Annotated in this window: 9 protein-coding genes; 3 read left to right on the top strand and 6 right to left on the bottom strand. The window is 55.2% G+C overall.

Annotated elements, in window-relative coordinates:
- Nucleotides 1-44: 44 nt before the first annotated feature.
- Entirely contained in the window at nt 45-524 is a 480-nt protein-coding gene (gene greB, locus ABEH87_RS12750; RefSeq protein ID WP_346576749.1) for a transcription elongation factor GreB, read from the bottom strand.
- Nucleotides 525-812: 288 nt separating this feature from the next.
- Between greB and ompR the strand changes: the two genes are divergently transcribed.
- Together ompR and envZ are read left to right on the top strand one after the other, a co-directional pair.
- Nucleotides 813-1,532, top strand: a complete 720-nt coding sequence (ompR, locus tag ABEH87_RS12745) for a two-component system response regulator OmpR (RefSeq protein WP_001157751.1) — start codon at nt 813-815, stop codon at nt 1,530-1,532.
- Nucleotides 1,529-2,878 (top strand): two-component system sensor histidine kinase EnvZ, encoded by a 1,350-nt coding sequence (gene envZ, locus ABEH87_RS12740; protein WP_346576748.1) that lies wholly within the window; start codon nt 1,529-1,531, stop codon nt 2,876-2,878. Before ompR ends, envZ begins: the two co-directional genes overlap by 4 nt.
- A gap of 68 nt (nt 2,879-2,946) precedes the next feature.
- Here envZ and pckA read toward each other — a convergent pair whose 3' ends face one another.
- From pckA to ABEH87_RS12720, 4 genes are all read right to left on the bottom strand, one after another.
- Nucleotides 2,947-4,566, bottom strand: a complete 1,620-nt coding sequence (gene pckA, locus ABEH87_RS12735) for a phosphoenolpyruvate carboxykinase (ATP) (protein ID WP_346576747.1) — start codon at nt 4,564-4,566, stop codon at nt 2,947-2,949.
- A 388-nt stretch (nt 4,567-4,954) separates the two neighbouring features.
- Nucleotides 4,955-5,833: an Hsp33 family molecular chaperone HslO gene (hslO, locus tag ABEH87_RS12730; RefSeq protein WP_346576746.1), complete on the bottom strand. Its 879-nt coding sequence runs from the start codon at nt 5,831-5,833 to the stop codon at nt 4,955-4,957.
- A 22-nt stretch (nt 5,834-5,855) separates the two neighbouring features.
- Nucleotides 5,856-6,257 carry a ribosome-associated heat shock protein Hsp15 gene (gene hslR / locus ABEH87_RS12725; RefSeq protein WP_346576745.1) on the bottom strand — a complete coding sequence of 134 codons (402 nt, stop codon included), beginning with the start codon at nt 6,255-6,257 and terminating at the stop codon, nt 5,856-5,858.
- Between the two features lie 137 nt (nt 6,258-6,394).
- The gene (locus ABEH87_RS12720; protein WP_346576744.1) at nt 6,395-8,533 is read right to left on the bottom strand and encodes an intracellular growth attenuator family protein; all 2,139 of its coding nucleotides are present in this window, start codon (nt 8,531-8,533) and stop codon (nt 6,395-6,397) included.
- 401 nt (nt 8,534-8,934) lie between these two features.
- Here ABEH87_RS12720 and nudE point away from each other — a divergent pair, with 401 nt between their 5' ends.
- The gene (nudE, locus tag ABEH87_RS12715) at nt 8,935-9,501 is read left to right on the top strand and encodes an ADP compounds hydrolase NudE (RefSeq protein WP_346576743.1); all 567 of its coding nucleotides are present in this window, start codon (nt 8,935-8,937) and stop codon (nt 9,499-9,501) included.
- Nucleotides 9,502-9,558: 57 nt separating this feature from the next.
- Here nudE and mrcA read toward each other — a convergent pair whose 3' ends face one another.
- Entirely contained in the window at nt 9,559-12,114 is a 2,556-nt protein-coding gene (gene mrcA, locus ABEH87_RS12710; protein ID WP_346576742.1) for a peptidoglycan glycosyltransferase/peptidoglycan DD-transpeptidase MrcA, read from the bottom strand.
- Nucleotides 12,115-12,217 lie beyond the last annotated feature (103 nt).

Raw genomic sequence — 12,217 nt, 5'->3', positions numbered from 1 at the left:
AGATTGCCAGCTATCGGGCCGTCTGCGCTGCGGCAACGTGATGATTAGGACTCTTTTACATAGCTGATGTCGTTGACGTACCACAGCGCTTCCCCTGCCGGGGTGTGGACAATAGCGGCATCGCCCGCCTCTTTTTTCAGCAGGGCGCGCGCCATCGGCGCATCAATCGAGATATAGTCATTACGCCCAAAGATTTCGTCATAGCCGACGATGCGAAAACGTTTCACATCGCCGTCATCGTTTTCCACTTCGACCCAGGCACCGAAAAACACTTTGCCATCCTGCTGTGGGGAGTAGTCAACAATACGCAGCTGCTCCATACATTTGGTCAGGTAACGAATACGGCGGTCGATTTCACGCAGGCGCTTTTTATTGTACTGATAGTCGGCATTTTCGCTGCGGTCGCCAAGGCTGGCAGCCCAGGTCACTTTTTTGGTGACTTCCGGGCGCTCTTCGCGCCAGAGAAAGTCCAGCTCCTGCTTGAGCAGGTTGTAGCCCTCACGGGTGATCAGTTTGGTTTTCATCGTTGCATCATCGTTGTCGTGATATGGGGACTATTTTGTTGTGCCACGTGTCGGGATGCAAATCCGATGTTCCGAATTATTCCGCAACGTTACTGCTTGTTTGTCATGATAAATACCGTAGCAAATGCGCGGGCGACGGGATAATTTTGGGGGTGATTTCAAAGATAAGCTGCTGTTTAATATGCTTTGTAACAATTTCGGCTACAATATAAACCATTATTGACTGTTACATTCAGGCATCCTTTTTGAAAATACAGGCTCAGGCAATTGCGCCTTTGGAGTAGCGAAATGCAAGAGAATTACAAAATCCTGGTGGTAGATGATGACATGCGTTTGCGTGCACTGCTGGAACGTTATCTGACCGAGCAGGGTTTTCAGGTACGCAGCGTAGCCAATGCCGAACAGATGGATCGTTTGCTGACCCGTGAATCTTTCCATCTGATGGTGCTTGATCTGATGTTGCCGGGAGAAGACGGCCTGTCTATCTGCCGCCGCCTGCGCAGCCAGAGCAACCCGATGCCGATTATTATGGTCACCGCGAAAGGCGAAGAAGTGGATCGCATCGTCGGGCTGGAAATCGGTGCTGACGACTATATTCCAAAACCATTTAACCCGCGTGAACTGCTGGCACGTATTCGTGCGGTTCTGCGCCGTCAGGCAAATGAGCTGCCGGGTGCGCCTTCTCAGGAAGAAGCGGTGATTGCGTTTGGTAAGTTCAAGCTGAACCTCGGCACGCGTGAGATGTTCCGTGAAGACGAGCCGATGCCGCTGACCAGCGGTGAATTTGCGGTACTGAAAGCGCTGGTGAGTCACCCGCGTGAGCCGCTGTCGCGCGATAAACTGATGAACCTGGCACGCGGCCGTGAATACAGCGCCATGGAGCGTTCTATTGATGTCCAGATTTCCCGTCTGCGCCGTATGGTAGAAGAAGACCCGGCTCACCCGCGCTACATCCAGACTGTCTGGGGCCTGGGTTACGTCTTTGTGCCGGACGGCAGTAAAGCATGAGGCGATTCCGCTTCTCTCCCCGCAGTTCATTTGCCCGCACCTTACTGTTGATCGTTACCCTGCTGTTTGTCAGCCTGGTAACGACCTATCTGGTAGTGCTGAACTTTGCTATTTTGCCGAGTCTGCAACAGTTCAACAAAGTGCTGGCCTATGAAGTGCGTATGTTGATGACCGACCGGTTGCAGTTGGAAGATGGCACACAGCTGGAGGTGCCACCGGCCTTCCGCCGTGAAATCTACCGTGAACTGGGCATCTCGCTGTATACCAATGCAGCGGCGGAAGAGAGCGGATTACGCTGGGCGCAGCACTATCAGTTCCTCAGCCAGCAGATGGCGCAGCAGCTGGGCGGGCCGACCGATGTTCGCGTCGAGGTGAATAAAAACTCGCCGGTGGTATGGCTGAAAACCTGGCTGTCACCGGACATCTGGGTGCGCGTACCGCTGACCGAAATCCACCAGGGGGATTTCTCCCCGCTGTTCCGCTATACGCTGGCGATTATGCTGCTGGCGATTGGCGGTGCCTGGCTGTTTATCCGCATTCAGAACCGCCCGCTGGTGGAGCTGGAGCACGCGGCGCTCCAGGTGGGTAAAGGGATTATTCCGCCGCCGCTGCGTGAGTACGGGGCCTCTGAAGTCCGCTCCGTGACGCGAGCCTTTAATCAGATGGCGTCCGGTGTTAAACAGCTGGCCGATGACCGTACTCTGCTGATGGCCGGGGTCAGCCACGATCTGAGAACGCCGCTGACGCGGATTCGTCTGGCGACGGAAATGATGTCGGAGCAGGACGGCTATCTGGCGGAGTCGATTAATAAAGATATCGAAGAATGTAATGCGATTATCGAACAGTTTATCGACTATCTGCGCACCGGGCAGGAAATGCAGTTTGAGCGCGCCGACCTTAACAGCGTTCTCGGTGAAGTGGTGGCGGCGGAAAGCGGCTACGAGCGCGAAATCGAAAATGCCGTGATGTCGACGGAGCTGATGCTGGATATTAATCCGCTGGCGATCAAACGCGCGCTGGCCAATATGGTGGTCAATGCGGCCCGCTATGGCAACGGCTGGATCAAAGTCAGCTCAGGGCGTGAATTACATCGTGCATGGTTCCAGGTTGATGATGATGGTCCGGGGATTGAACCCGACCAGCTGAAACACCTGTTCCAGCCGTTTGTACGCGGTGACAGCGCCCGCAGCACCAGCGGAACCGGTCTGGGTCTGGCGATTGTGCAGCGCATCATTGATGCTCATCAGGGGTCGCTGGAGATTGGGAAAAGCGAGAAGGGCGGGCTGCTGATTCGCGCCTGGCTGCCGATGCCTCCGGCAACGCTGCCCGCCGGGCCTGTAGCCTGACCCGGATTAACTGAAGCACGGGGCGACCGAAACAGAAGGTCGCCCCGTTGTTCATCCGGTATTGCTCGTCAGAGCACCGGCCCCGCTTTCACCAGCGCGGCTCCTGCCTGGGTATCGGTAAACTTGTCAAAGTTAGTGATAAAACGCTGCGCCAGATCGCGCGCCTTACTTTCCCACTCGGTTTGATTCGCATAGGTGTTACGCGGGTCGAGCAGCGCGCTGTCAACCCCCGGCAGGCTGAGCGGTATCTCCAGATTGAAAACAGGCAGGGTCACCGTATCGGCATCGGCAATCTCGCCGCTGAGGATCGCGTTAATAATCGCTCGCGTATCTTTGAGCGAAATACGTTTGCCGCTGCCGTTCCAGCCAGTATTCACCAGCCATGCCTCTGCCCCGGCGGCTTTCATCCTCTTCACCAGCACTTCAGCGTACTGTGTGGGATGCAGCGTCAGGAACGCCGCGCCAAAACAGGCGGAGAAGGTCGGTGTGGGTTGCGTGATGCCACGCTCAGTACCGGCCAGTTTGGCGGTAAAACCTGAAAGGAAATGATACTGGGTCTGGTCGGCCGTCAGGCGGGCTACTGGCGGCAGTACGCCAAACGCGTCGGCGGTGAGGAAAATGACCTTTTTCGCATGGCCCGCTTTCGAGACCGGTTTCACGATGTTGTCGATGTGGTAAATCGGGTAGGAAACGCGGGTATTCTCGGTCTTGCTGCCGTCGTCAAAGTCTACGGAACCGTCGCTACGCACCACCACGTTCTCCAGCAGGGCATCAGGGCGAATGGCGTGATAGATTTCCGGCTCAGCCTGTTCTGACAGCTTGATGGTTTTGGCGTAACAGCCGCCTTCGAAGTTAAACACGCCGTCATCATCCCAGCCGTGCTCATCATCACCAATCAGCTGGCGTTTCGGGTCGGTCGACAGGGTGGTTTTGCCGGTGCCTGACAGACCAAAGAAGATCGCCACATCGCCTTTTTCGCCCACGTTAGCTGAGCAGTGCATCGAGGCAATCCCTTTCAGCGGCAGCAGGTAGTTCATGACGGCGAACAGCCCTTTCTTCATTTCGCCACCGTACCAGGTTCCCCCGATCAGCTGCATATTCTCTGTCAGGTTAAAGGCGACAAAATTCTCAGAGTGCAGCCCCTGCTCCTGCCAGTCAGGATTGGTACATTTGGCACCGTTCATGACCACGAAGTCAGGGACGAAAGTTTTCAGGCTCTCTTCGTCCGGGCGGATAAACATATTCTTCACAAAATGCGCCTGCCAGGCGACTTCGGTAATAAAGCGTACGCTCAGGCGAGAGTCGGGGTTCGCACCACACCATGCATCAACCACAAACAGACGTTTGCCGGATAGCTGCCGGGTGACAAGAGACTTCAGCGATTGCCAGGTCTCCTGTGACAGGGGCTGGTTATCATTTTTACCTTTTCCCTGGTCATTCCACCACAGCGTGTCGCGGGTGGTGGCGTCGCGCACCAGGTACTTATCTTTCGGCGAGCGGCCGGTAAAAATACCGGTATCAACCGCCACTGCGCCAGACTGGGTGACGATGCCGCGTTCAAATCCGCTTAAACCTGGCTGTGTTTCTTCCCTGAACAGCGTTTCATAGCCAGGGTTATGAACCACCTCAACCGTATCAGTGATGCCATAAGCGACGAGGTCCTGCGGGGTCAGGTCGTTAGTGCGCATGTTACTGCTCCTTTGTCGGTTTTGTACTGCAGCAAATTGTCGGGGTATTTCAGTGTTATTAGCGTCACGACCTTTCACGTCCTTCAGGGCCGGAATGCCACGATCGCGCGCAGTTTACACCCGTGAGCAGGTAGCGAAAGGGTCAAAGAGGAAAAATGAGAAGCCGCCCCTGATTCGATGAAAAGCCCTGGTGGCTGTTGCATTCATACTGCTAACCTGGCGGTGTTTGTTAGTGGAAAAGACTATTCACTGGCGGTTTTACTGGTGAAAAACTCGGCATTGTGCGACGGGCGTATCGCTTTGTCTTTAAGTGGCAATGCACGGTTGGAGGCGGAAAAAGTGCGGAGGCAGGAATAAAAAAGGCCGGATAATATCCGGCCCTGAATGATTAGTGAACCTGAGCGTCACCGGACGCAGAATCGTTACGAATCGCGGCAATATCGACCGCATCATAGACATAATGATTGCCACAGTAATCACAGTGCATATCGATGTTGCCATCTTCCTGCAGGATCTCATCCACTTCTGCTTCCGGCAGCGTGCGCAGGACTTCGCCGCAGCGTTCGCGCGAGCAGGTGCATTTGAAGCTGACATTCTGAGGTTCGAACAGCGTCACCTCCTCCTGATGATAGAGGCGCCACAGGACATCATTAGCCGGCAGACCCAGCAGCTCTTCGGTTTTAATGGTTTCTGTCAGCGTGGCAAGGTGGTTGAACTCGTCCAGACTGGCGTCCTGAGCCGGTAACACCTGTAACAGGATACCGGCGGCACCCGTCTGCGCTTCTGCCGTACCCGTACGAATGAACAGACGCGTTGGCAGCTGCTCTGAGCGCATAAAGTAATCTTCCAGGCAGGCGGCGAGAGTGTCACCTTCCAGACCGACCACGCCCTGATAGCGTTCACCCTCTTTGGGTGAAATGGTGATCACCAGATAGCCATTACCCACCATCTCTTTCAGGCTGCTGCCGTCGGCGATCTCACCCTGCATCCGCGCTACGCCGCGCATCTCCTGATGATTGTTACCGTTGATAACCGCCATGCTCAGCGGACCGTCACCCTGCAGCTGAACCGTAATATCACCGTCAAATTTCAGGGTGGCGGTCAGCAGGCTGGTTGCGACCAGCAGTTCACCCAGCACCTGCTGCACGGGCTGAGGATAGTCATGTCCGTTGATAATCTCGTGCCATGTCTGGGATACGGTGACCAGTTCGCCACGAACAGCATGATTTTCAAACAGGTAACGGTGCATCTGGTCTTGCTGGGACATAATATTTCTCTCAATTGTGGCGTTATTCGTCGCCAGAATGTTTAAATTTCATCAGGTCGCGACGTTCCTTCTTATCCGGACGTCGGTCAGGGTGCGGCATAGACAGTGCGTTCATTTTACGCGCCAGTGCTACTTTTTCCCGCTTCTCAATACTTTCTGGCGTTTCGCGATACAGCTGCTGAGCGACGGTGGCCGGGCCACGTTTATCACTGACCGCTTCAATCACCACGGTGCGCTGATCGTTCCCCTGGCGCAGCGTCAGTTCGGCTGACACTTCCACCAGTTTGCTCGGTTTGCTGCGCTGGCCGTTGTAGTGCACCTTGCCGCCTTCCACCATTTCGCGCGCATCGGCACGGGTTTTATAAAAACGCGCGGCCCAGAGCCATTTGTCGAGCCGTACCCCTGCGGAGGGTTTCTCTTTCATCGCTACTCCTTTTGGGAATACCCCTATATAGGGTTCCCCCCGCCGTGTTTCAAGTCGCGGGGGAGGGGGGATCCAGGATTATTTCGGGTATGACGCGGAGAATATCAATGATTAAAAAATAGCACAGATGCGCCTTATCAGAACATCGGGCGCACAGTCTGCATATCGTTTAACGAATGATTGAAGCATTTATCGTAGTACTGATGAATTTCCATCATACGAACGCGATTGCGGTGAATGCGGCGCAGCGCCAGCAGCGTATTAACCACCAGGCACAGCGCAAGCATCAGCAACAGCAGGCTGCTGCCCAGATAGTGCCACAGCGTAATAGTGTCCGGCTCACTGTGCAGGGCAATATGGCGCGTGCCGTTAGCATCGGTGGTGATACTGGTGATGATGCCGCTGGCTTCAAACGGGGTATGCAACAGCATGCCCGCCAGGCGTTGCAGCTCCGGCCACTGATCCGGTGCGTTGTAATCGAACAGTGAGGCGACCGGTGCCGGCTGATTCACCAGCTGACGGCCTTCATCGCTGTAGATCAGGAATCCGCCCGGAGGAGGGCTGTTTAACGCCTCTGCGGCACGGCGTGTTTCACGATAGAAGAACGATGATGTTGCCGTGTTCACCAGGTTTTCCAGCGCTTCGGCGCTGACCGGGCGCAGCAGCACGTTCATTCCGTTCAGCGCACCGGAGTTGGCGCGCTGAACCAGAGTCTGCCAGTCCTTAGCATTGCCAAGGTTCACCAGGGCATTTTTCAGGCGCACACAGTCCTGCTCCTGATTACACAGTTCCTGGGTCTTCTGCACGATATCGGAAAAATCATCCAGCAGGATCATGCCGGATTTCTGGATGGCGGTCGCCAGCTGCGGGTTAAGCTTGGGATCGGTGCTGGTCTGCGGGTGTAGCTGCAGATGGGTGGTATCCAGCAGCGCGGTCGCTTTATCGATAATATCGGACTGCGGCAGCGGTAACGGCTCGGCATTATTCCAGTAAACCGCAGAGCAGTCGAAAGGCATATAGGCGTAGGTGCGGTTACCCTGATAGATGGCAGGAATTGAACACATTCCGGTGCCTTTGACCTTCAGACTGTCACCGACGTGCAGCGATGATTTTTCCAGTGCATTCACCTGGGTGAATTGCAGACTTTCTGTCCCTTTAATCCACGCCATGCTCAGCTTGAGCGGCATTGACAGGGGGATCCAGGCGACCAGCAGCACCAGTACCAGTAGAGAACCGGCCGCCAGCACCACGTTTTTACGCCAGCGCTGAATGGGGAAATTACGCACCTCATCCTGCAGGGAGAGGAAGCGCCCCTGGCGAACCACCTGACGGTTAAGATAGATATCGACTTCGGTCGTCTGCCCCAGATCCTGAGCCACATAGCTCTGCCAGTGCGGCGGGTAGATTAAATCGATGATGCCCAGCGAGATGTTGCTCACCTGGCCCTGGTTCGATTCACCAAACAGGCCCCAGCGTTTTGGCGCGCCGCGCAGGCAGTGGATTTCGCGCAGATCTTTCTCCGTCGGGCGGCGATACAGCAGCCACAGACTGGCTGCAATCATCGTGAACCCTGCCAGCACCAGCCACGGCATCAGCACCCGCGGCCCCACCAGGCTAACGAAGAACAGCAACATGCCCAGCGCAATGATCACGGCTTCGCGCGTGCCATCCGGGCGGCTCAGGGCATACTCTTCCAGGCTCTCTTTGCGCACCCTGAGCAGTTCAATGTTCTCGCCTTCTTCCTTACGGATTGACGCATTTTGCCCGCTGGCACGGACCACCGGAGCCAGTGCGGGAGATTCCCAGCTGTACTGGGTCAGAGAGTGACCGTTTAACGAAATCACCAGTGGAATAGATTGCGTTTTGATCAGCTCAACATAGTTCTCTTCCGCAATATATTGCTCCCACAGCGGCGGCAGATGCACTTCAACGGCATCAAGGTAGTAGCGCCATTTGTGGGGTTCATCAGTGGAAAGACCGTAGCGGGTAATAGAGCGGGTGACGGGGTAGACATTGTTACTTTGAGAAGTGAGCACTAACTGTTCTGGTGAGCTACTGGCGCCGGTGGGCAGAGTTCCACCGCGATTTTTTGCCAGCAATAAGACGTAACGCTCTACCGCTGTGCGCTCTTCGTCGCTCAGTTTACGATAGGGGGGACTAATGAATGGCAGTGGTTTCGCCAACGGCGGACGATGCCGCATAGCGTACCAAAAGAAACAACCTGCCGTCACCGAACAGGCCAGCATCACAGCCAATATGATGACTATTGTGCTCATGCTCCCCTCATTCCTGCCACGATGCTCCTGTCGTTATTCTCGCATAAGACTGTGGTCATATTAACCCGAATCGCGATTTTAGACAGTGCTGGCAATCCACTGTGTGATTAAAAATAGCGCTAAAAATCATAAAATTAGAATAATTATATAGCATGGCCAAATGTGATGTTACCAGGCATTTGCTGGCGGAGATATCGGCATATTCCTAATTATTAATCCGATAATTGACATTTTTTAAAAGATTTTTCTCATGTTTACAATGATTTGTTATAAATAAGTAAAATCATACATGCGATGATTGGATTCCTGCGGCGGCTGCCGCACAATGGACCATAACACGGTCAATGTCCGGTTTTGTAGGGGCATGACGTTAACCTTTTCGGCTTTTCGCTGGGGCCAGTATGACCAGACAATTACAGAAACCTACCATCCACAGCGTTGAGGCTGTTGCGCGATCCAGACTGTTTACCGTTGAGGCAGTGGATCTTGAGTTCAGTAACGGTGCACGCCGGGTTTACGAACGCATGCGTTCTTCAGGTCGTGAAGCGGTGATGATCGTCCCGATTATTGATGACCATCTGATTCTGATTCAGGAATATGCCGTCGGGCTGGAAAGCTACGAGCTGGGTTTCCCCAAAGGACTGATCGATCCGGGGGAAACGCCTTTTGAAGCGGCTAACCGTGAACTGAAAGAAGAAGCCGGTTTTGGCGCTCATCAGCTGGAAACGCTCGGCAAGCTGACGATGGCGCCCTCCTATTTTTCCAGTCAGATGAACATCGTGGTTGCTGAGGGGCTTTACCCGGAGCAGCTGGAAGGGGATGAGCCGGAGCCGCTACCGCAGCTGCGCTGGCCGCTGGATAACCTGCTGGCGCTGCTGGCAGAGCCTGATTTCTGCGAAGCGCGAAATGTCAGCGCGCTGTTCCTGGTACGCGAGTGGCTGGTGAAGCAGGGCAGGTTAACCTATTGATAGTAAATAAAAAGCCCACGCTAGCGTGGGCTTTTATCTATTAATCATCGATTACTATCAGAATAGTTCGTGGCTTTCCCCGTTGTCCATCAGCGTGGTGCCGACGTCATGCACGGAATACTCTGTCGGCTGGGTGCCGTTGATAAAGTACTCAGCGCGGGTGTTGCCTGAGCCATTGGCCAGTTTGCCGGTGCTGCGGTCGATGTTCACCGTCACCACGCCATCAGGCGGCGTCAGCGGCTGTACGGGCACGCCATCCAGCGCGGCTTTCATGTAGTCATCCCAGGCCGGTTGTGCACTCTTAGCCCCACCTTCGTAGCCGGAGATCTGATCCCTGATGGCACCGGACGCCGTGGTGCGACCCAGATCGCGGCGATGATCGTCAAAGCCGATCCAGACGGAAGTGACAACGCCAGGACCATAGCCTGAGAACCAGGCATCTTTCGAGCTGTTGGTGGTCCCGGTTTTGCCGCCGATATCATTACGCTTAAGATCGCGCCCTGCACGCCAGCCGGTTCCCATCCAGCCTGGTTCCCCGAAAATATTCGAGTTCAGCGCGCTTTTGATCAGGAACGACAGCGGGGTGTTGATCACATGCGGAGCATACTGCTGGCCGTTATCTTCGCGCACCTGCTGCTGTGTCACCTGTTCCAGCTGTGGCTGCGGAACGGCCACGTTGTTGCCCTCTGACGAGACCGCGACGTTTTCCACGCTGTCTTCACTCAGGGCTACTGCTTTCTTCGTTTCACCATAAATGACCGGCAGATTGCATTCCGGGCAGGCGACTTTCGGTTTGGCTTCAAACACGTGGTTACCCTGCTCATCATCGATGCGCGTAATAAAATACGGATCGACGAGGAAGCCGCCGTTCGCCATCACCGAGTAGCCGCGTACCATTTGCAGCGGGGTGAAGGAGGCCGAGCCCAGCGCCAGCGATTCCGTGTGTACTATGTTCTGTGCCGGGAAGCCGAAGCGCTGCAGGTACTCAGCAGCATAGTCGACACCCATCGCACGCATAGCGCGCACCATCACCACGTTTTTCGACTCGCCCAGGCCCTGACGCAGGCGGATAGGCCCGGCGTAGGTATTGGGGGAGTTCTTCGGACGCCAGTCTGCACCGGCACCCGCATCCCAGCGAGAAATGGGAACGTCATTGAGGATTGAGGCCAGCGTCAGACCGCGATCCATCGCCGCGGTATACAGGAACGGTTTGATATTCGATCCGACCTGACGCAGCGCCTGAGTGGCACGGTTAAACTTGCTCAGATTGAAGTCAAAGCCACCCACCAGGGCACGAACGGCTCCATCGTGTGGGTCAAGCGACACCAGCGAGGAGTTAACATCCGGCACCTGAGCCAGCTGCCAGTCTTCATCGACCTTACGCACCCAAATCTGCTGGCCTGGCTGCAATACCTGGCTGACCGAGCGCGGTGTGGCGCCCTGCAGTGTGTCCGATTTGAAAGGTCGGGCCCAGCGTACGCTGGCAAGATTCAGCGCGACATTACTGCCATCCCGCATGATGGCCGTGGCTTCATCGCTGGCGCTGGTGGTGACGACGGCCGGGATCAGCGGGCCGTAAACGGGCAGAGACTTCAGCGTTTTCATTATCTCGCTGTGGCCCCAGGCCGGCTCACCCACTTTCCACAACACGTTGGCCGGACCGCGGTAGCCGTGACGCATATCGTAGGCGATCACGTTGTCCTGCACCGATTTCTGCGCGGCCAGCTGAAGCTTGCGGGTCACGGTGGTATAAACCTTGTAACCATCGTTATAGGCATTCTCGCCGTAACGCTTGATCATCTCCTGACGCACCATTTCCGTCAGATAAGGCGCTGAGAAAGCGATCTCCGGGACGTGGTAGTTGGCCACCAGAGGGGTGCTGCGCGCCTCGTCGTACTGACTCTGGGTGATGTACTGCTGGTCAAGCATACGTGCCAGCACCGTATTGCGGCGCTGCACTGCACGATTGTGCGAATACAGGGGGTTGAAGGTCGACGGCGCTTTAGGCAGGCCGGCGATCATCGCAATTTCACTCAGTGACAGCTGGTCGACACTCTTACCGAAATAGACCTGCGCGGCAGCGCCTACCCCATAAGCACGATAGCCGAGATAGATCTTATTCAGATACAGCTCCAGGATCTCGTCTTTGCTCATCATCTGTTCAATACGGATGGCGAGGAATGCTTCCTTGACCTTACGAATCAGCGTGCGTTCCGGGCTGAGGAAGAAGTTACGCGCCAGCTGCTGTGTGATGGTACTCGCCCCCTGAGAGGCATGGCCTGAAACCAGGGCCACGCTGGCCGCACGGAAAATACCAATCGGGTCGACGCCGTGGTGCTCATAGAACCGGCTGTCTTCCGTCGCGATAAAGGCCTTTACCATCAGCGGGGGGATTTGTTGCAGCGTCAGTGGAATACGGCGTTTCTCGCCATACTGCGCGATAAGCTCGTTATCGGCACTGTAAACCTGCATCGGCGTCTGCAGACGCACGTCTTTCAGCGTAGCGACATCCGGCAGCTGTGGCTCTATGTATTTGTACAAACCATAGATCGAGCCAGCTCCCAGCAAGATGCAACACACTGCAAGGATCAATAAATACTTTACGAACTTCACCTGATATTTCCCACTTAAAGTCGGTTGGGCAGTTTATAAACAATTGCGCGGTAGTATAAAGACAAGCCAGTACCTTGGATACGTCCTTTTCAACTGACGACAG

Origin of the sequence: Erwinia sp. Eh17-17 (assembly GCF_039675725.1) — a bacterium.
Taxonomy (GTDB): Bacteria; Pseudomonadota; Gammaproteobacteria; order Enterobacterales; family Enterobacteriaceae; genus Erwinia.
This window is presented reverse-complemented; position numbering and strand designations above follow the sequence as displayed.